Annotated in this window: 13 protein-coding genes; 6 read left to right on the forward strand and 7 right to left on the reverse strand. The window is 68.6% G+C overall.

Annotated features, from left to right (window positions below):
- Positions 1-65: 65 nt before the first annotated feature.
- Both AC5Y5E_RS05495 and AC5Y5E_RS05500 read right to left on the reverse strand, forming a co-directional pair.
- Complete coding sequence (locus AC5Y5E_RS05495) at positions 66-1,334, reverse strand: glycosyltransferase (RefSeq protein WP_499901979.1); 1,269 nt, start codon at positions 1,332-1,334, stop codon at positions 66-68.
- Positions 1,335-1,350: 16 nt separating this feature from the next.
- Positions 1,351-2,472, reverse strand: coding sequence for a class I SAM-dependent methyltransferase (locus tag AC5Y5E_RS05500; protein ID WP_499901980.1), 1,122 nt, complete (start codon positions 2,470-2,472; stop codon positions 1,351-1,353).
- A gap of 239 nt (positions 2,473-2,711) precedes the next feature.
- Between AC5Y5E_RS05500 and AC5Y5E_RS05505 the strand changes: the two genes are divergently transcribed.
- The 3 genes from AC5Y5E_RS05505 to AC5Y5E_RS05515 all read left to right on the forward strand — a co-directional run bounded on the left by AC5Y5E_RS05505 (position 2,712) and on the right by AC5Y5E_RS05515 (position 8,451).
- Positions 2,712-4,925, forward strand: coding sequence for an acyltransferase family protein (locus AC5Y5E_RS05505; protein WP_499901981.1), 2,214 nt, complete (start codon positions 2,712-2,714; stop codon positions 4,923-4,925).
- Between the two features lie 133 nt (positions 4,926-5,058).
- Positions 5,059-6,108 carry an NAD-dependent epimerase/dehydratase family protein gene (locus tag AC5Y5E_RS05510; RefSeq protein WP_499901982.1) on the forward strand — a complete coding sequence of 350 codons (1,050 nt, stop codon included), beginning with the start codon at positions 5,059-5,061 and terminating at the stop codon, positions 6,106-6,108.
- A gap of 141 nt (positions 6,109-6,249) precedes the next feature.
- The gene (locus AC5Y5E_RS05515; protein WP_499901983.1) at positions 6,250-8,451 is read left to right on the forward strand and encodes an acyltransferase family protein; all 2,202 of its coding nucleotides are present in this window, start codon (positions 6,250-6,252) and stop codon (positions 8,449-8,451) included.
- A gap of 16 nt (positions 8,452-8,467) precedes the next feature.
- Here the strand turns inward: AC5Y5E_RS05515 and AC5Y5E_RS05520 are convergent, their stop codons facing one another.
- Positions 8,468-9,736 (reverse strand): glycosyltransferase, encoded by a 1,269-nt coding sequence (locus AC5Y5E_RS05520; RefSeq protein WP_499901984.1) that lies wholly within the window; start codon positions 9,734-9,736, stop codon positions 8,468-8,470.
- A 150-nt stretch (positions 9,737-9,886) separates the two neighbouring features.
- Between AC5Y5E_RS05520 and AC5Y5E_RS05525 the strand changes: the two genes are divergently transcribed.
- On the forward strand, positions 9,887-12,118 hold the full coding sequence (locus AC5Y5E_RS05525) for an acyltransferase family protein (RefSeq protein WP_499901985.1): 2,232 nt from the start codon (positions 9,887-9,889) through the stop codon (positions 12,116-12,118).
- A 13-nt stretch (positions 12,119-12,131) separates the two neighbouring features.
- Here AC5Y5E_RS05525 and AC5Y5E_RS05530 read toward each other — a convergent pair whose 3' ends face one another.
- Both AC5Y5E_RS05530 and AC5Y5E_RS05535 read right to left on the reverse strand, forming a co-directional pair.
- Positions 12,132-13,127, reverse strand: a complete 996-nt coding sequence (locus AC5Y5E_RS05530; protein WP_499901986.1) for an NAD-dependent epimerase/dehydratase family protein — start codon at positions 13,125-13,127, stop codon at positions 12,132-12,134.
- Between the two features lie 48 nt (positions 13,128-13,175).
- The gene (locus AC5Y5E_RS05535) at positions 13,176-14,558 is read right to left on the reverse strand and encodes a nucleotide sugar dehydrogenase (RefSeq protein ID WP_499901987.1); all 1,383 of its coding nucleotides are present in this window, start codon (positions 14,556-14,558) and stop codon (positions 13,176-13,178) included.
- Between the two features lie 188 nt (positions 14,559-14,746).
- On the opposite strand from AC5Y5E_RS05535, the gene AC5Y5E_RS05540 reads away from it, so the two are divergent.
- Entirely contained in the window at positions 14,747-15,562 is an 816-nt protein-coding gene (locus AC5Y5E_RS05540) for an alpha/beta fold hydrolase (protein ID WP_499901988.1), read from the forward strand.
- Between the two features lie 5 nt (positions 15,563-15,567).
- Here the strand turns inward: AC5Y5E_RS05540 and AC5Y5E_RS05545 are convergent, their stop codons facing one another.
- The gene (locus tag AC5Y5E_RS05545) at positions 15,568-16,569 is read right to left on the reverse strand and encodes a Gfo/Idh/MocA family protein (protein ID WP_499901989.1); all 1,002 of its coding nucleotides are present in this window, start codon (positions 16,567-16,569) and stop codon (positions 15,568-15,570) included.
- A gap of 135 nt (positions 16,570-16,704) precedes the next feature.
- On the opposite strand from AC5Y5E_RS05545, the gene AC5Y5E_RS05550 reads away from it, so the two are divergent.
- Positions 16,705-18,345 carry a GMC oxidoreductase gene (locus AC5Y5E_RS05550; protein ID WP_499901990.1) on the forward strand — a complete coding sequence of 547 codons (1,641 nt, stop codon included), beginning with the start codon at positions 16,705-16,707 and terminating at the stop codon, positions 18,343-18,345.
- 19 nt (positions 18,346-18,364) lie between these two features.
- Here AC5Y5E_RS05550 and AC5Y5E_RS05555 read toward each other — a convergent pair whose 3' ends face one another.
- The gene (locus AC5Y5E_RS05555; RefSeq protein WP_499901991.1) at positions 18,365-20,524 is read right to left on the reverse strand and encodes an acyltransferase family protein; all 2,160 of its coding nucleotides are present in this window, start codon (positions 20,522-20,524) and stop codon (positions 18,365-18,367) included.
- Between the last annotated feature and the right edge of the window lie 107 nt (positions 20,525-20,631).

A 20,631-nucleotide genomic window follows, 5' to 3' on the forward strand; every position in this document is an offset into this window, starting at 1 on the left:
GGTCTAACAAGTGCTAAACCATACTTCCTGGCCTTGGCCCCTGCCTGAAAAATCGCCTTGGCCGATCAGCAAGCCCGTTTGAGGCGGGCGAAATTCTCCAGCAGGTCGGCGGCGGCCGCGGCACTTTTGGCCGGTTCGGTCATTTGGCCGGCCAGTTCGCGGGCCCGGGCGACGTACTGCGGGGCGAGGACGGTTCGCAAATCCGCGATCAACGACCTCTCGCTGGCCGTCGAAAAGCGCCGGGCGGTGCCGACTTTGAGCCGTTTGACCGCGGCTCCGTAAACCGCGTGCACAAGGTCCCAATAGAGGATCACCTGTGGGACCCCCGCGCGCATGGCAACAGGAGTGGTGCCCGAGCCGCCGTGGTGGACGACGGCGCGGCAGCCGGGGAACACGGTCGCATAATTCATCGCGCCCACCACCTTGACGTGGTCGAAGTGCGGGACGTCGCTGTAATCGGTCCCGCCGGCGACCACCAATGCCCGCTCGCCCAACCGCGCGCTGGCCGCGGCGATCATGGCGATCGTGTCCGCCGGAGATTCGACCGGGATGCTGCCGAACCCGAAAACGATCGGCGGTGTCCCCGCCGCGATCCAGGACGCGACATCTCGATCGGCATCCGTCGGCAATTCCAGCGTCAGCGTGCCCACAAACGGACGTTGACGATCCCATTGCGCCCATTCCGCCGCCAGCCCGGGAAAACACGCCTCGTCGTAGGCCTGGATTTCCAGCGATCCGCGTTCGGTGATCCGTCGCGGTGCGGAACCGGTTGCCTTCGGCAGGCCGAGTTCACGGCGCTGGGCGTCTTCCACCTTCTTCATCCCGCGCCACGACACCCACCAGAACGCCGCCACCGCCGGACGCCGCAGCCGCGCCGGCAGGAACCGGAGGGTCTGGCGGTTGGGCCGCAGCGGGAAGTAGTGCAAGGTGGCCAGGGGAATGCCGTAGTACTCCGCGACGTTGGCGGCGGCATCCTCGAAGTTGATGCCGGTGAAAATCAGGTCGGCCCCGTCGGCCAGGGATTTCAGGGTCGTGCTCATGTCCTGCCAACCCTGGAGTAAAGGCCCGCCGATCGCGAGCCGCGCCGTCGTCAGATCCCTGATCCGCCAGGGGTGGCTGAAGAAACAGGTCCAGAATTCGCGGTGCGCGTCGAGGATGGACTTCGACTCCGGTCCGAAGCCGACCGCCGCCACCCCGGCCGCCTCCGCGAAGCCGACCAGATCGGGAGGGACGGCCATGCACACGTCGTGCCCTCGCAGCGTCAGCTCGCGCCCGACGGCGAGGTTGGGCTCGATATCACCGCGACTTCCCCAGCTTGCCAACACAAACTTCATCGCGGCCTGGTCCTCGTCACGCTGGGCGGTTCGGGTCCAGCTTGCCGAGACCGGTGATTTCGAGGCTGACCGACTTCCGTTGTCCGGCAGCGCCAAGCATGAAGAAGATGTCGCCGACCGGTGCGCCCAACCAGAACCGCCAAAACCGCTTGCGGAAGAACTTCCAGACGTAGCTGCCGTCGCCCACCAACCAATAGCCCAGAATCCAGGGCAGGTAGTAGGTCGCCCGCTTCCACCGCGAAACGACCATCTCGAGATTCATCTCCATGATCTCGAGGCCCCAGGCCCGGTATCGCCATTCCAGCTCGTACTTGCTGACGAACTCGAAGAACGCCAGCATTTCGGCGTTGGTGACGAGGTATTCGTCGAAGACCAGAATGGATCCCTCGACGAAGCGGTCCTTGCACGTTTCCAGCGCATGCAGGCAACTCTCGTAGGTGTCCAGATCCATGTGGAACAACGCGATCGGGGCGCCAGGGCGGTCGGCCAGGAAGGGGGCCAACGTGTCGTACGTACTGCCCTTGACGAACTGCACCTTGCGGCCCAGCGCGTCGGGGACGCCGTCGTGCAGGATCACACCGGTGTCCTGCATGGAACGTTGCGCGAGCGGTTCCGACAGCGAGAAGGTGCCCTGCTTGATGAGGGCCTGGTCGTCGATCTGCCAGTCTTCGACGAGGCCCTCGAAGGTGTCGAAGCCGTACACCTGGCGCCCAGAGGCATCCGACATCAGCCTCGTCGACCAGCCGAGCCAGACGCCCAGGTCGAGCAGCAGTTCGTCGGAGCCCTGGGCGCCGGGTCTCGGCAGTCGCGACGCCTCCCATAACAGCGTGTGGCCCCGAATCTTGCACCGCCGCATGTCCTCGAGCGTGCGGGCGATGAACGCGCGGTACGCGTCGTTGTACACCCTGGTGTCCCGGGCATACAGGTTCGGTATGTAGCGGTCGCGATCCCGGAAAACGAGGCGCGCGATCAGCAGTAACAGCACAAGCGCGCCGAACACGACGAGCAGTACCGGCTGGAAATAGCATGCCGCCGCCAGCACGAGCGCGGTGCCGACGAGAACCGCTTTCCACACCTTGTGCAGGTTCGTTCGATCGACTTCCGGACTTTCCACCGTCGGGCTGTCGACTACGCTCACCGGTTCACCTCCAGGGTCTCGGCCCGACTCGGCGCTACCGGGTCGGCTTGGCGTCCCAACCAGGTCATGGGCGAACTCCGCCTTCCGTCAGCCCTCGGACAGCCCACGGAGCCAGAGCTCCCGAGCCGAAGACGATGAACAATGATTCGCAAACATACCCAATGGGTTCAACACGTGTGTGATACTTCCCCCGACCGGGGGGACACGCCCTCATTCTTCTTCTTTTCTAGGTTGCTTCCTTGCTCCACGCCGACAGCGTCAGCCCTATCGACGGCCGGGGCGGTCAGCGCTCAGTAGGGTCGGGCTTTCGCGCCGACATCGAAGGCCTGCGCGCCGTCGCGGTCGTGGCCGTCGTCCTCTTTCACGCCGGCCTGCCCGGCGTGGGCGGGGGGTTCGTCGGCGTGGACGTGTTCTTCGTCATCTCGGGCTTCCTGATCACCGGGCTGCTGTGGCGCGAGGTGAGCTCCGCCGGCACCGTGAAGTTGAGCCGCTTCTACGGAGCCCGTGCCCGCCGGCTGCTGCCGGCGTCGGCCGTGGTCGGCGTGGTCACCGCGATCGGCTCGGCCGCCCTGCTGCCCCCGCTGCAGGCCCACGACGTGCTCGTGGACGGTGTCTACAGCGCGCTGTATGTCAGCAACAACCACTTCGCTCACGAAGGCCTGAGCTACTTCTCCCCGGCACAGCCACCCTCGCCGTTTCAGCACTACTGGTCGCTGGGCGTAGAGGAGCAGTTCTACCTGGTGTGGCCGGCGTTGATCATCGGCACGACGTGGCTCGTCCGGCTGGTGCGTCGACGCGCCAAGGCCGGCCTCCCGTCCAAGCAGACCCCGTATCTGGTGGTCCTCGCCCTGGTCGCGGCGCTGTCTTTCGCGCTGTCGCTGGCCGCCACTTTCGTCGCGCCCTCCGTGGCGTTCTTTTCCCTGCCCACCCGGGCGTGGCAGTTGGCGGCGGGCGGCCTGGTGGCGCTGGCGGCCGGCCAGTTGAGCCGACTCCCGGCGCGCGCCGCCGCCATCCTGGGATGGGCGGGCCTGGCGGTGATCCTGCTGGCCTGCGGCCTGCTAGGCCCGGGCACGCTGTATCCGGGCACGGCCGCGCTCTTGCCGGTGCTGGGTGCGGTGCTGGTGATCGGCGCCGGCTGCGCCACACCCGCCCGGGGATGCGGCCGCGTGCTGGCGGCGGCGCCGATGCGCGCGATCGGCCGGATCTCCTACTCCTTGTACTTGTGGCACTGGCCGGTGCTGCTGCTCGCACCGGCATTGCTGGGCCATCCCCTGGGGCTGGCCGGCAGGCTGGTGACCGTCCTCGTCGCCGGCGCGCTGGCCGCGCTCACGTTGCGTTTCATCGAGGACCCCTTCCGATTCGCCGCCCCGATACGCCGGTCCGCCCTGGCCAGCCTCGCGCTGGGCGGTGTCGCCACCGCGGCCGCGGTCTGCGTCGGCGTGGTGCTGATCGGCATGTTGCCCGACCCGGTCGGCGGGGGCGCGCCCGCTGCGCGGCTGACCATCACGGCGTCGACTCCCCCGCCGGGCTCCAGCATCGACGCCTACGACGCGGCGGTGCACGACACGTTCGCCCAGGTGCAGGCCGCGGTCGCGGCGGCCGCCAACCTGAGGGCCGTACCGTCGAACCTCGAGCCGCCGCTGGCTCACGCCGCCGCCGAATACCGGGCGGAGTTCTTCAACGGCTGCCAGCGCAACCTCTTGGCGGTCGGACAGCCCGGGTGCGTGCTGGGCGACCCGGCGTCGACGACGACGGTGGCGTTGCTGGGGGACTCGCACGCCACGATGTGGGCCCCGGCGTTCCAGCAGGTCGCCGAGCAGCAGCACTGGCGGCTGGAGACGCTGACCAAGGGGGCGTGCCCGCCGATGAGCTTGCCCGTCAACGGCTTCGTCGGCCGCCTGGTCGACTACGTTCAGCGCTGCGAGCAGTGGCGCACCGCGATGCTGGCGCGGTTGCGCGCAGAGCACCCCAAGCTCGTCGTGGTGAGCATGTCGCGCGGGTACGGCGGCCTGGACTACCTGCCCAAGCCCTACAACCGGGCATGGTCCGACGGCCTGACCCGTCTCGTGCGCCAGCTGCGCAGTATCGGTGCGCAGGTGCTGGTCCTCGGGCCGGTTCCAAATCCATACGAATCGGTGCCGATCTGCCTGTCCGACCACCTCGACGATGCGATGGCCTGCTCGTCGCCGCGGTCGAAGGCGTTGAACCGGGCCGGGATCGCGGACGAGGCCGCAGCCACCAACGCCGGCGGCGGACACTACGAAAACCTCACCCCGCTGTTCTGCACCGCCGACCGCTGTCCGGTCGTCGTGGGCAACAGCATGGTGTATTTCGATGATCACCTCACGAGCGAATACGCGCGGGCGCTCGCACCCGCGATGGGGGCGCTGGCCGAACGCGCGCTCGCCAGCGCACCTGGGGGGCCGGCCAACCGCACGCCCGCCGGCGGCTGACCCTTACCGCCGATACGGGCGATCGAGCTACGGGTTCCCGTTATGATCACCCGGACCGCGCCCACGGCAACGCGTGCCGGTCACCAAATTCTCTGCATAGAGGAACCGGAGGCGTCGGCAGTTGTCTACATCGGTGCTCATCACTGGCGGAGCGGGATTCATCGGGTCCGCGCTTGCTCGCCGCCTCGTCGAAGCCGGCTACGACGTCGCCGTCATGGACGTCTTTCACCCACAGGTCCATGCCGAAGGTGCCGCGATCAACCTGCCGCCATCGGTGCGGTTGTTCACCGGCGACGTCACCCACGCCCCGGACTGCGACGCGGTGCTTCGGTTGTTCCGTCCTTCCCAGATCGTCCATTTGGCGGCCGAGACGGGAACGGCGCAGTCGCTTTCCGAGGCGACGCGCCATGGTTCGGTGAACGTGGTGGGAACGACTCAACTTCTCGACGCCCTGGGCCGCTCGGGACACGTGCCCGACCAGCTCGTCTTGGCGTCGTCGAGGGCCGTCTACGGTGAGGGGGCTTGGCAATGCGGCGCGCAGGTCTTCTACCCGCAGCCTCGCAGCCACGCTCAGCTCCTGGCCGGCATCTGGGACCCGCAGGGGCCGACGGACGATCTCGCGATACCGCTGCCGAGCTGTGCCGGCCGAACGGAGCCGCGACCCACGAACATCTACGCCGCGACCAAGCTCGCTCAGGAGCACATCCTGGCCGCCTGGACCGCGGCTCATGACACCAACGTGAGCATGCTGCGGCTGCAGAACGTCTTCGGGCCGGGCCAGTCGCTGACCAACTCCTACACCGGAATAGTCGCCCTTTTCGCCCGATTGGCGCGCGAGCGGCAGGCGTTGGAGGTCTACGAAGACGGACGCATCGTGCGCGATTTTGTCTATATAGACGATGTCGTGCAGGCCCTGTTCGCCGCGATCGAAAAGCCTGCGACGGTGGCCCGCTGCGTCGACATCGGCTCCGGAATCCCGACCACCATCCACGAGCTGGCGCAGAGGATCGCTGCCATCTGTGCGGCCCCCGAACCGGTCGTCGTCGCGAAATTCCGCGACGGCGACGTGCGCGCGGCGAGATGCGACATCGAGCCGGCCGGCGTCGAGCTCGGCTGGAGTCCGAAGTGGGCGCTCGAGGACGGGCTGCGTGCTCTGCTCGACTGGATCGGCGAGCAGGCCTAACCACCCACTTCAAACCGCCGCCGTCGCCGATCGGCCACCACGGCTGGTGCGGGTCGGACAGTGCGCGCTGGAATCGGTCGAGCCTGTTGAACGGGTGTGTGATAATTCCTCGATTCGAGAACGTGTCTTCTTTTCAGGTAGGTGACCTTGCGCCAGTCCGACAGCGTTCGCCCTACCGAAGAAGCGCAGGGTCGGCGCTCGGCACAGTCGCGGTTCCGCCCGGACATCGAGGGCTTGCGCGCGGTCGCGGTGCTTGCGGTCGTCCTGTTTCACGCCGACGTGCCCGGGGTGGACGGCGGGTTCATCGGGGTGGACGTTTTCTTCGTCATCTCGGGCTTCCTGATCACCGGACTGCTGTGGCGAGAGGTGAGCAGCACCGGCACCGTCGGGCTGGGCAAGTTCTACGGCGCCCGGGCCCGCCGGCTGCTGCCGGCATCGGCCACCGTCGGCGTCGTCACCCTGATCGGCTCGGCTGTGCTGCTCCCCCCGTTACAGGCCCGGGGCGTCATCTTCGACGGCATCGCCAGCGCGCTGTATGTCAGCAACTACTGGTTCATCCAGCAGGGCGTCGACTACTTCGGCGGGATGACGCCGACTTCGCCGTTCCAGCACTACTGGTCACTCGGGGTGGAGGAACAGTTCTACCTGGTCTGGCCGGCCCTGATCATCGGGACGGCGTGGCTTGTCCGGCGTGCGCGCCGGCGCGCCAAGACCGACACCGACTCCTCGCCGCCCGCGTCTCAGCGCCCGTATCTAGTGGTCCTCGCGTTCGTCGCGGCCGCGTCGTTCGCGCTGTCGTTTGTGATCACCGAGGCGGCACCTGCGATCGCGTTCTTTTCGCTGCCCACCCGGGCCTGGCAGTTGGCCGCCGGCGGGCTGATAGCCCTCACGGCCGACCGGTGGCGCCGCCTGCCGGCACGAGCTGCCGCGCTGGCGGGATGGGCCGGACTGGCACTCATCGTGGTCGGCTGCAATCAGTTCAACTCGGCCACGCTGTATCCGGGTACCGCCGCGCTGTTGCCCACTCTCGGGGCGATGCTGGTGATCGGCGCCGGCTGTGCCACACCGTCGCAGGGATGCGGCCGCGCGTTGGGATCCTCGCCGATGCGCGCGATCGGCCGGATCTCCTACTCGTGGTATCTGTGGCACTGGCCGGTGCTGCTGCTCACGCCGGCATTACTTGGCCACCCGTTGGGGCTGGCCGGCAGGTTGACAACGGCCATCGCGTCCGGCGCGCTGGCCGTACTCACGTTGCGATTCATCGAAAACCCGCTGCGGTTCGCCGATCCCGTGCGCCGCTCGGCGCGGGCCAGCCTCCTGCTCGGCGGTGTTTCCACAACGGTGGCGGTCTGTGTGGGCGTGGCGCTGCTGGTGTGGGTGCCCACCCCGGTCGGGCGCGGCGCACCGGCCGCGCCGCTGTCCATCACCGCGGCGCCTCCCCCCGCGGGCTCCGCCATGGCCGCCTACGACGCGGCGGTACAGCAGGCGTTCGCGCAAGCGCACGCCGCGGTGGCGGCGGCGGCCGACCTCCGATCCGTGCCGTCGAACCTCGATCCCCCGCTGGCCGACGCCGCGGCCGAACACCAGGTCTTCTTCCGCGACGGCTGCATGCGCAACTTTTCCCAGGACGGACAGCCGGAGTGCGCGACGGGCGACACCTCGTCGACGACGACGGTGGCGCTGGTCGGCGACTCCACCGCGGTGATGTGGAACCCGGCGTTACAGCAGATCGCCACCCAGCGGCACTGGCGGCTGGAGATGATGGCCAAGGCCGGGTGCCCACTGCTGGACCTGCACATCATCAGCCCAAATCTGCACCGGGAATACACCGAGTGCACGCGGTGGCGCGGTCAGATCGTCGCCCGGTTGGGCACCGAGCACCCGCGGCTGATCGTGCTCAGCGTGATGCGCCAATACGGCGCCCGCTACGGTTTGCCGTCAGGCTTCACGTCCTACGACTCGGCGTGGAACAACAGCTTCTTCCGTCTGATACAGGAGCTGCGTGGCACCGGGGCTCAGGTGCTGGTGCTGGGGCCAGTCCCGGACCCGCAGTCGTACGTGCCGATCTGCCTATCGGGTCACCTCGATGACGCGAACGCCTGCTCGCCGTCCAGAGCGGCGGCAGTGAACGAAGCCGGCATCACGGCCGAATCCGCGGCCACCACATCCGCCGGCGGACAATATGCCGATATCACCGATCTGTTCTGCACCACCAACCGCTGCCCGGTGATCGTCGGCAACACGCTGGTTTACCTCGACCGGGGTCATCTGACATTCGAGTACTCCCGGCTGCTGGCACCGGCGGTCGCGGCGCTGGCCGACCGCACGCTCGCCCACGGTTGAATGCCGCGGTCGCCGGTCAGCCGACCCGCTTGAGGCGCGCGAAGTTCTCCACCAGATCGGCGGTGACCGCAACGCTCTCGGCGGGCTTGGTCATCCGGGCGGCGAGTTCGCGGGCATGGGTGAGGCATTGCGGATCGAGGATGGTGCGCAGGTCCGCGACCAACGATTTCTCGGTGGTGGCCGAAAAGCGCCGCCCGGTACCGACTTTCAGTCGTTTGACCCGAGCTCCCCAGAGCCCCTGATCGGGCAACGTCCAGAGGATCAACGTGGGCAGCCCGGCGCGCAGGCCCGCGTTCGTGGTGCCGCAGCCACCGTGGTGCACGAACGCGCGGCAGGAGGGCAAGGCCGCCGCGTAGTTCATCACGCCCACGACCTTGACGTGCTCGGAGTGCGGGACGTTGCTGTAGTCCGACCCGGCCGCGCACACCAGGGCCCGCTCGCCCAGCTGCGCGCACGCCGAGCCGATCATCGCGAGGGTGTCGGCAGCGGATTCGACGCCCACGCTGCCGAATCCGAAGCAGATCGGCGGTTTTCCCGCGGCGATCCACGACGCGACTTCCTCGTCGGCGTCGGTCGGCAACTCCATCGTCAGCGCGCCGACGAACGGCCGTCGGCCGCCGAAGTCCGCCCATTCGGCCGCCAGCCCGGGGTAACACACCTCGTCGTAGGCCTGGATTTCCAGCGAGCCGCGTTCGGCGATCCGGCGCGGCCACGGGCGGGTCGCCGTCGGCAAACCGAGGTCACGGCGCTGCGCATCCTCGACCGTCTTGCCCCCGCGCCAGGCCAGCCAGTCCAGCGTCCGGGACGCGGAGCGGGCCAGCGGCGCCGGCAGGAACGGCAGGAGCCGGCCGTTGGCCCGCAGCGGGAAGATGTGCAGGGTGGCAAACGGGATGTCGCGATACTCCGCGGCGTTGAGCGCGTCATCCTCGAAATTCATGCCGGTCAGCAGCAGGTCGGCGCCGTCGGCCAGCGACGTCAGCGTCGCACTGACCTCGGGCCGGCACTGGGAAAGGGGCGCCGAATATTCGCCCGACAACCTGCCCAGCTCCCGGACCTTCCAGGGGGTGGTGAACAGGCCCGCCCAGAAATCGCGGTGCGGGTCCAGGATGGCCTTCAGTTCCGGTCCGTAGGCGACCGCCGACGGCCCGGCCGCCTCGGTGAAGCTGACCATCTCGGGCGCGACGGCCATGTGGACGTCGTGCCCGCGGCGCACCAGCTCGCGGCCGACAGTGACGTAGGGCTCGACCTCGCCGCGAGTTCCCCAGTTTGCCAGCACGAATTTCATCGGCGAGATCCTAGCCTTTCACTTCCCTTGCGCGGGTGGGGAATGGACGCGGTCGCTCGCGTCCCCGGCCCAGCCGCCCAGCAGCATAACCGGGCAGTGGCTGATTCGGTCGAGGGGCATTGAACGTGTGTGTGATAATGCCTCGATTCGATGAACGCCTCCTCAGACAGGTGGGTGACCGTGGTCCAGGCCGAAAGCGTTAGCCCCGCCGGGGTGGCGCAGGATCGGGGCTCGGCGCACAAGGAATTCCGCCCGGACATCGAGGGCCTGCGCGCGCTGACGCTGGTGGCCATCCTGCTCTTCCACGCCGACGTGCCCGGCGCGAGCGGTGGGTTCGTCGGCCCGGACATCTTCTTCATCATTTCCGGTTTCGTCATCACCGGGCAGCTTTGGCGCGAGGTGAACAACACCGGCACGCTCGGGCTGCGCAAGTTCTACGCCGCACGGGTCCGCCGCCTGCTGCCGGTCGCGGCCCTGATCGGCAGCGTCACCGTGATCGCCTCGGCGGTCCTGTTGCCGCCCTTGCAGGCCAAGGGCGTGGTGGAGGACGGCATCGCGTGCGCGTTGTACGTCGGCAACTACTGGTTCATTCACGAAAACGTCGACTACTTCGGCGGCCATCAGCCGCCGTCGCCGTTCCAGCACTACTGGACCCTGGGCGTGGAGGAGCAGTTCTACCTGGTGTGGCCGGTGCTGATCATCGGCACCTGGTGGCTGATCCGGCATGCCCGCCGGCGACGCACCGGCGCCACTGCTAATACGTCGCCGAACTCACCGAAGCGCGCCTTCCTGATGGTTTTCGCTTTGGTCGCGATCCTGTCCTTCGCGCTGTCGCTGCTGACCACCTATCTGGTGCCCCCGGCGGCCTACTTCTCGCTGCCCACGCGGGCCTGGGACCTGGCCGTGGGCGGCATGTTGGCCCTGACCGCCAACCAGTGGCGCCGGCTGCCGGCGCGGGCGGCCGCGATCACCGGATGGGCGGGGCTGGCCCTGATCGTGGTGGTCTGCAACCGACTCACCCCGGCGACGCAGTATCCGGGCACCGCCGCGATTTGGCCGCTGCTCGGCACGGTCCTTGTGATCGGCGCCGGCTGCGCCACACCCACGCTGGGAGCGGGCCGCATCCTGGCGTTCAAGCCGATGCGGGACATGGGTCGGCTGTCCTACTCGTGGTATCTGTGGCACTGGCCCGTGCTGGTCCTCGCGGTGCCGCTGCTGGGCCATCAGCTGGGGCTGGCCGGCCGGTTGGTTGCCGTCCTGCTCTCGGGCGGCTTGGGGATGCTCACGCTGCGCTTCGTCGAGACCCCGCTGCGCTACGCCGCCCCGCTGCGCAAGTCCCCGCTGGCCAGTTTCGCGGTGGGCGCCACCGCCACCGCGGTGGCCGTGGGGGTGGGCGTTGCGATGCTGGCGTGGATTCCGGTCCCGGTCGGCCGCGGTGCCCCCGGCATTCCGTTGACCATCACCGCGGCACCCGTCGCCGCGGGCGACGGCATGGACGCCTACGACGCTGCGGTGCAGCAGGCGTTCGCACAGGCGCAGGCCGCGGTCGCGGCGTCGGCCGAGCTGAGGGCCGTGCCGTCGAACCTGCAGCCGCCGGTCGCCGAGGCGACGGCCGGACAGAACGCGATGTGGTCCAGCGGCTGCTTCCGCGGCGCCAACCAGAGCGGGCAGCCCGAGTGCGCGGCGGGCGATACCGCGTCGAGCACGACGGTGGCGCTGGTCGGCGACTCGCACGCCGCGATGTGGGATCCGGCCTTTCAGCCGATCGCCGAACAACGGCACTGGCGGCTGGAGATGATGGCCAAGGCCGGCTGCCCGTTGATCGACGTGCCCATCGCCAAGCATCTCGACGGCCTCATCGAACGCTTCATGCACTGCGACGAGTGGCGGGCGCTGATCCTGGCCCGGTTACGCGCTGAGCATCCGCGCCTGGTCGTGGTGAGCATGTCGCGGGAGCACAGTGAGGGCAGTTGGCAGGCGGGCTACACGCCGTACGACCCGGCGTGGATCGACAGCCTGACCCGCCTGGTGCAGCAGCTGCGCGGCACCGGTGCCAAGGTGTTGGTGCTGGGCCCGGTCCCGGACCCGGGCACACCGGTGCCGGAGTGCCTGTCCGGCCACCTCGATGACGCCACGGCCTGCTCCCCGCCCCGGTCGGCCGCGGTGAACGACGCCGGGATCGCGGCCGAGACCGCCGCCACCAAAGCCAGCGGCGGCCAATACGCCGACCTCACCGAGCTGTTCTGCACCACGAGCCGCTGCCCCGTCATCGTCGGCAACGCCATGGTTTACCTCGACTGGAACCACATCACGGCCGACTACTCCCGGGAGCTGGCGCCGGCGATGGGGGCGCTCGCCGACCGCGCGCTCGCCCACGGCTAACGCGGCCTTACGACTAATCCCCCGCGGGTCCCTCGAGGTACCAGGGGTTGGCCCGCGCCCAATCGATGGTGCGGCGGATGCCCTCCTCGACGTCGACCTTGAGGCGCCAACCGAGCTCCCGCTGCGCCTTCGTGGAGTCCGGGATACGACGGGGGATGTCCTCGTAGCGACCGCCGTAGCGCGCCGCCGTGTCGACGACTTCGGCGTCGGAGACTCCGTCGACGTTGGCGATCTTGATCGCCAGTTCGACGGCGTCACGCATGGTGGTCTCGGTCATGCTCCCGATGTTGAAGGCTTCGCCGATCGCCTTGTCGCTGTCGGCCGCGAGCAGGGTGCCGGCGATCGCGTCGTCGACGTAGGTGAAGCACCGCGTCTGGTCACCCGAGTCGTAGAGCAACGGCTGGCGGCCGTTGAGGATGCGGTGAACGGACTGCGAGATCACGAATATCGGGTTCTGCCGCGGGCCGAACACGTTGAAGTAGCGAACGACCGTCACCGGCAGCCCCAGGGCGGTGTGCATCGCGAAGACGAGATGCTCGGCCATGGCCTTGCTGGTGCTGTAGCTCCACCGCGCCGTCCTGGTGGAACCGAGGACGCGGTCGTCGTCCTCGGCCCACGGCGGGTTGGGGTTCTTGCCGAACACCTCGGACGTGCTGGCGAACACCACGCGGGTGCCGTGCCGCTGGCTCAGCTCCAGGACGTTGCGCGTGCCGGTCACGTTGACGTCGAGAACGCGCAGCGGATCCTTCATGTAGTTCTTGACGCCGACGACCGCGGCCAGGTGGAAGATTTTGTCGACGCCGGGCGTCAGGGCTTGCTCGAGCGCGCTCAGATCGGTGACGTCGCCTTGCACGAACCGGAAGTTGGGGCGCCGGTCGAAGTCGATGCTGGTGTCGCGGGTGTTCTTTGCCTGGTCGAACACCGTGACCGTGTCGCCGCGGTCCAGCAGGGTGGACACCAGGTGCGATCCGATCAAACCGTAGCCGCCCGTTACGACGACATGAGACATAGTCGCTCTTTCATTCTGGGTACAGGGTTTACTTCGCCTGCAGTATGCCTATCGGCCGATCCCCTTGTAGAGGAATCCGGCGGCGCGCACGGCCGCCGGATCGAAGCTGTTGCGCCCATCGAGGAACACGCAGCCGGGAGCCGTCAGGTCCGCAAGCCGGGCCAGCGGGATCTGGTGGAATTCCCGGTGGCCCGCGAGAATCACCAGGGCGTCGGCATCCTTGACCGCCGACTCGATGTCCGGGGTCAACGCAATCTTGGTCACCGTGGGAGCCTCCTCGTCGGGCACCCAGGGGTCATGGATCGAAAGCTCGCAACCGGACGCCTCGAGTAGCTCGACGACGTACTTGGTGGGCGTCAGCCGGCAGTCGCCGGTGTTGTTCTTGAACGCGATGCCCAAAACGGCGATCTTGCTGGCCTCGATCGTCTTGTCCTGCTCGGCGAGCAGTTGCGTGAGCAGCCCGTAGGTGTAGGCGGGCATGGTGTCGTTGACGGTCCGCGACGTCCGCGGGATGCCCAGCTCCAGCCCGAGCGACTCGCCCAGATGGTTGACGAACCATGGATCCTTCGTCAGGCAATAGCCGCCGACACCCATGCTCGGCCGCAGGATGTTCACGTTGTGGGTGCCCTTGGGCATCGAATTGGCCGCCTCGATGACCTGCAGCCCGTCCATGTTCAGCCGGTCGCACACCTTGGCCAGTTCGTTGGCCATCGCGATGTTGAGATCGATCCAGAGGTTGTCCGCGAGCTTGACCATCTCGGCCGTGCGCGGATCGTCGACGACGATGGATTCCACTCCCAGGGCGTGTCGCCACAGCGTCGAGCAGGCGCGTGCGGTGACCTCATCGACCGCACCGACCACCACGGGGATCGACGTCAGCTCGTGGATGGCCTGGCCTTCGGCGAGCCGTTCCGGGCAGAACGCCAACCCGAAGTCGACGCCGGCCCGCAGCCCCGAGGCCTCCTCGAGGATCGGCAGCACCAGGTTCTCGGTGGTGTTGGGTGGCACGGTGCTCTTGAGGATGACGAGGTGGCCGCGGTGCAGGTGCTGCCCCACCGCCCGCGCCGCCGCCTTGATGTCATCGACGATGGGCTCGTAATCCGGACCAAGCGGCGTCCCGACGGTCACGATGACGAAGTCATTGTGGGCCAGCGCGCCGAAATCGGTGGTGGCACGAAGGCGGCCGACGCGCACGTTGGTGGCCACCATCTCGCCGAGCCCCGGCTCGGGGACGCTGGTCTTGCCCGAGTTGATCTCGTCGACGACGTTCTGTCGCACGTCGATCCCGGTCACCGGCCAGCCGCGATCGGCCAGCACGGCACCGATCACCGTGCCGATGTAGCCAAAGCCCACCACCGCGATCCCCGACCGCATGCCGCGGACGAGTAGATCGGTCTCAGCATCGCTGCGCCCGAACACGCCTTCAGCCATCGCGGAACCCAACCCTTCGGTCCCCCGTGCGCGTAGTCGAATGGAAGGGGCCTCCCGCCCCTGGCCAACCGTCCGGCAGTCTAATCCAACACCGGTACAATAGACCAGAAGTTTGGGTATGCACCCAGAGTTAGGCTTCGGGTACCACCTGGGTGGACGACCGCGATCGACCGGAAAGATCCCCGTGTATGGCTGATAAGGTCGCCCGCATGGGCCTGTTCGTCCGCGAATCCGGTCCGGTCGGGGCACCCACAATCGTCTTCCTGCACGGCGCGTACACCAGCGGCTGGTACTGGGAGCCGGTGGTCGAACGCATGCCGCAATACCGCTGCCTGGTCCCCGATCTGCCCCACTACGGCAAGAGCTTCGAGCACGGGCCGTTCGAGATGGGCCGGGCGGCCGCGGCGGTCGCGGAACTGATCCGCTCCCGGGTGGACACCGGCCGGGCGCACGTGGTGGGCCTGTCGCTCGGGGCTCAAGTGGGGGTGCAGTTGCTGGCGACCGAGCCAAAACTCGTCGATCGCGCGGTGCTGTGCGGGACGATCATCAACAGGGTGCCGTTCGTGGAGTTGACGCGGCGCGTGCTGTCACTGCCCGCCCGGAATCCGGCATACCGCTGGATGGTGCGCCGCTACCGGAACGCTTGGCAGGCAAGGGTTCCCGCGGCCCACATCGATGAGTATCGCGAGGACGTGCGCCTGATCACCAGCGGTCAGCTGGCCGACGTGACCATGGCGTCCTCGGGTTTCAGGCTTCCCGAGGAACTCGGGCAATCCGATTCGCCCACCATGTTCGTGACCGGCGCCAAGGAGTTGCCGCTTGTCCGCCGGTGGGCCGCCGCGCTCGCTCGGCAAATGCCCAACGGGGTCGACAGGGTCGCACTCGGCATGCCCCATGACTGGCCCACGCGCTATCCGGACCTGTTCGCGCGCACCCTCGACGCATGGTTCACCGATGGCGCCCTGCCGCCCGAAATCGCAGTGCCGAAGGCGCGTCGTCGCTGAGCGGCTCAGCCCGGCTGGCGGAGCGGAAGGCCGGCGGCGCGATAGATCCCGTCGATGACGGTCATGTTCTCGATCGCGCCTTCGGCCGTCGTCTTCACCGGCTCCCCGCGCAGCACCGCCCCGGCGAAAGCGTCGAGCTGATACGCGTAAGTGGTGCGCCGCGGGAACCGCTCCACGCGCTTCCCGTCGGCCGAGCGGATCGAGAGCCGGGGCAACAGGTGCGGGGCCGCCGGGCTGAAATAGCTCAGCTGGCCGCGATCGCCGATGATCTTGGCGTTCGCCCAAAACAGATTCGACGACCACAACGCGCAGTGCAGCCGGCCCGTGTGCCCCTCGGCGAACCGCATCTCCGCGGTCATCACCCGGTCCACCTGGGGACCGTCGAGTTTCGCCTTCGCCGAGACGACTTCGGGAGTCGAGCCGCCGAACGTGCGAAGCATGTCGACCGTGTACACGCCGGCGTCCATCACCGCGCCCCCGGCCAGGCCGTAGTCGTACACGTTGGCGTTGGAGCGCTTCGGCAGCAGCACGCAGACGGCGACCTCCACCCGCTCCAGCTTGCCCAGCTCCCCCGAACCGATGATCTGCTCCACGCGCAAGGTCAGCGGATGGAAGCGGTATTGCAGCGCCTCCATCACGACCCGGTCGGACTTGGCGGCCAGTTCGGCGATCTCGCGGGCCTCGGCGGCATTGGCGGTGAACGGCTTTTCGCACAGCACGTGCTTGCCCGCGTCGAGCGTGGCCCGGGTCCACCTGCCGTGCACGCTGGTCGGCAGCAGGTTGTAGACCGCGTCGAGGTCCGGGTCGGCGACCAACTCCTCGTAGCTGTCGTGCGCCCGGGGGATGCCGTGTTTGGCGGCAAAGTCCCGGGCGCGGGACGCATCCCGCGAGGCCACCGCGGCGACGACGACCTCGGTGTTCTCCTTGGCCGGGGTGAGGAACGTCGTGGGCGCCCAACGCGAAGCACCCAAGATTCCGATCCGTACCGGGCCGCCGCCTGCAGACATGGGGGCGATGCTAACAGCCGATCCGGCTGGCCACCGCAACAATTTTGAACGGATCGGATGACGGCAACGCGGTGCTAGGATCGCGATTCGCCCGGAGCGGGCAAAGCGTTGGACACCATCCGCAGAGGAGCTCGATTGGCTGACGGCGACCTGAGTGCGCGCGAGGCCGAGCGCGTTGTGTGGGACGTGATCGTCGTCGGCACGGGCATGGGCGGCGGAATGCTGGGTTATTCGCTGGCCCGCGCGGGCCGGCGGGTGCTGTTCGTCGAAAAGGGCCGCTCGACCCTGCCCGGGACACCGGGAACGATTCGCGCGGCCATGCCCGAACTAGCCGAACCGGGTGCGGTGCGTTCGGCGGAGGCCTACTACGACGCGTTGGCCCGGGCCGGGCGTTCCAACGACGAGATCGAAGACATCAGCGGGCGGCGCCCGAAGCGGTTCGTGCCGTTCATCGGCAGCGGCACCGGTGGGTCCTCGGCCCTCTACGGCATGGTCTGCGAACGATTCTTCGCCCAAGACTTCACCCCCCGGCAAAACTTCCGCGACCCCGGCGAATCCACCGTCCCCGAGGCCTGGCCGATCACCTACGACCAGCTGAGCCCGTGGTACGCCGAGGCCGAAAAACTGCTGGGGGTGCGCGGCGCGCCGGATCCGCTGCGCCCGGAGGCCGCCCACGTGGGTTTGCCTGCCGCGCCACCGTTTTCACCCGACAACCAGCCGCTGGTCAACTACCTGAGCGGGCGCGGACTGCACCCCTACCACCTGCCGATGGCCTGCGACTACACCGACGGCTGCACCACCTGCCAGACCTATCTCTGCGAGCGGTCGTGCAAGAACGACGCCGCCCGCAACGGCGTGCTCCCCGCGATCACCGAACACGGCGCGCACCTCCTGGACCAGTGCCGGGTCGTGCGCCTGGAGGCCGACCGCACCCGGGTGCAGCGGGTGATCGCCCAGCACCACTCCGACATGCTGGCCTTGCAAGGCAAAGTCGTGGTGCTGGCCGCCGGCGCGCTGGCCACCCCCGTCTTGTTGCTCAACTCCCGGTCCGGCGACTGGCCGCGCGGGCTGGCCAACGCCTCAGACCTAGTGGGGCGCAACCTGATGCGCCACCTGCTCGAGCCGATCGAGATTTGGCCCAACCCCAAACGCACCATCACGGCGCCGAACAAGGAAATCGGGCTCAACGACTTCTATTTCTGTGACGGGCAGAAGTACGGCACCGTGCAGTCGTTCGGCGAGATACCGCCCATGGAGTGGCTGAGCAACCGCCCCGGCCGGCGGGGAAAGGCACTGCGTGCGACGGGCCCGGCGGGGCGCCGGTTGTATCAGCGGTTCGTCACCGGCGGCCTGGTGCTGGCCGGGATCATGGAGGACCTGCCGTATTTGGACAACCGCGTGCTGCCGAGCGACCGGCCCGGCGCCGACGATCGCCAGCGGCTGCGGCTTCGGTACCGGTTACACCCCAGCGAGGTCGAGCGCCGCGCGGCGTTCGTGCGGCGGCTGAAGGAGGTGTTGCAGCCGTTTCGCAACCTCACCCTGGGCACCGGCAAAGACAACGCCAACCTCGGCCACGTCTGCGGCACCTGTCGCTTCGGGACCGATCCGAAAACCAGCGTGCTGGACCCCCAAAATCGGGCGCACGAGGTGGACAACCTTTACGTGGTGGACACCTCGTTCTTCCCGTCCAGCGCCGGGTTGAACCCGAGTCTGACCGTCGCGGCCAACGCCCTACGGGTGGCCGCGCACGTGAGCCACGCGCATTTCGCCACCTGACGCGCTTGCCGTCCGAGGGTCAGCCATCGGCGAGCGCGCGGTCGGCAAGCGCCCCGATCGCCGGCGCCAACAGCCGCGAGTACTCCAGCGTGATGTGGCGCCAGTCCCGGTAGACGAGGGTGCTGCCGACGATGACCGGACAGCGGGCCTTGGTGCAGAACAACTCGGTGAGGTCGGCGTATTGTCCGCCGCCGGCCTTGGCGGCGGCGGACTCGGCCGCGATGCCTGGCGGGTTGACCGCCGACGACGTGGGCGGCGAGCAGGCCGTCGCGTCGTCGAGGTGCCCGGACAGGCAGATCGGCACCTCGGACTGCGGATCCGGGATAGGCCCGAGCACCAGCACCTTGGCGCCGATGCCGCGCAGCTGCACCACGAGACGGGTCAGGCTCTGGACCCAGGCCGGGCCGTATGCGTCGACACCCAGCAGCCGCTCGCTTTCGGCGGTGTAACCCCGCCACATGCTCAGCACCACCAGCCGCGGGCGCTCGGCGCGCAACCGGGCCATGATCTGCACGCGCCACTGCTGGCAGTGTGAATATCGTTCGGCCAGGTGGTGCAGGGGCACGCTGCTGGGCAAGTCCATCAGGGGACAGGCCCCCTTGGCCAGGGTCTCCAGCCGCCAGTGCCGCTGGGCGGCGATCTGCTGGAACGCGGGATTCCACATCGCGGCGTTCGAGTCGCCGGCCAGCGCGACCGTCGTCGTCGATGCCGTGTCGCCGCTCGCGCACTCGGGCTGTCCGACTTCGGCGATGTTGCGCAGGCAGCCGTTGAACAACAAGTCTCCGGACGTCGCCAGGGGCGGGCTCAGGTTCGACGGGACGGCCTGGAGGCCGGCCGACGCCGCGACCGCGGCCTGCACCTGCGCGAACGCCTGCCGCACGGCCGCGTCGTAGGCGTCGACGCTGGAGCCGGCGGGGACAGGGGCCGCGGCGATGGACAGCGGCGCCGCCGCCGGGCCGCGCCCGACGGGAGTCGGCACGTGCTCCAGCAGCACCAGGCCCACCGACACCGCGACCGCGGTGGCCGCACCACCCAGCGCGAGGCTGGCCAGGGCGGATCGGCGTATCGGCGAGGCGAATCGCAGCGGGTTCTCGATGAAACGCAGGGTGAGCACCGCCAACCCGCCGGAGATCAGAGCCGCTGCCAACCTGGCGGCCAGACCCAGAGGGTGGCCCAGCAACGCGGGCGCGAGCACCAGCACCGGCCAGTGCCACAGGTACCACGAGTAGGAGATCCGGCCGATCGCCCGCATCGGCGACACCGCCAGGACGCGGCCGCACCCCTGCGACGCCACGGCGCAGCCGGCGCCGATCACCAGCGCCGCGCCCAGCGCGGGCAACAGCGCGGCGATTCCGGGATAGGGGGTGGTCGGGCCCAGCCAGACGCAGGCCAGCAGGATCAGGGCCAGCCCTGCCCAGCCGGCCGGCACGGCAGCCCGGGGCGCCAGCCGGCGCCATTGGTCGGCGGTGAGGGCGACGATGCCGCCGACCGCCAACTGCCAGGCCCGGGTCGGCAGCGAGTAGAAGGCCACGGACGGCAACCAAAGGGTGTCCACCAGCGACAGCGCGAACGACGCGACCGCGACCAGCGCGAGGACCGCCAGATAGGGGCGTTTCGACGCGGTGGCCTGGGTCCTGGTGCGCCGGCGCACGCGCCGGATGACGAACGCCGTACCGATGATCAGCGCCGGCCACACCAGGTAGAACTGCTCCTCGACCCCCAACGACCAGTAGTGCTGGAACGGCGACGGCGGCAGGTGGCCGCCGAAGTAGTTGACGCTTCCGTTGATGAACCAGTAGTTGCTGACGTACAGCGCGCTGGCGATGCCGTCCCGAAGAACGCTGCCGACCTGCAACGGCGGCAGGAGGAGAAATGCCGCGATGGCGGTGACGACGCCGACGGTGGCCGACGCCGGCAGCAGCCGGCGGGCCCGCGCCCCGTAGAAGCCGCCCAGCCGGACCTTGCCGCTGGCGTTCGCCTCGCGCCACAGCAGCCCGGTGATGAGGAAGCCCGAAATGACGAAGAAGACGTCCACGCCGACGAACCCACCGCTGATACCCGGCATCCCGGCGTGGAACAGGACCACGGCCAGCACGGCGACGGCACGCAAGCCCTCGATGTCGGGGCGGAACCGCGATTGTGCGGAGGGCCGACTCTGCGTCTCTTCGGTTGGGCTCACGCTGTCGGACTGTTGAGAGGTCACCAAGGGAGGATTATCACACGCGTGTTCAACAGATTGCTGGGTTGGCGAAATCACCGGATCGGCACCATCACGGGGGTCGGGTG

The sequence above is a fragment of the Mycobacterium sp. NGS54 genome (assembly GCF_059812465.1).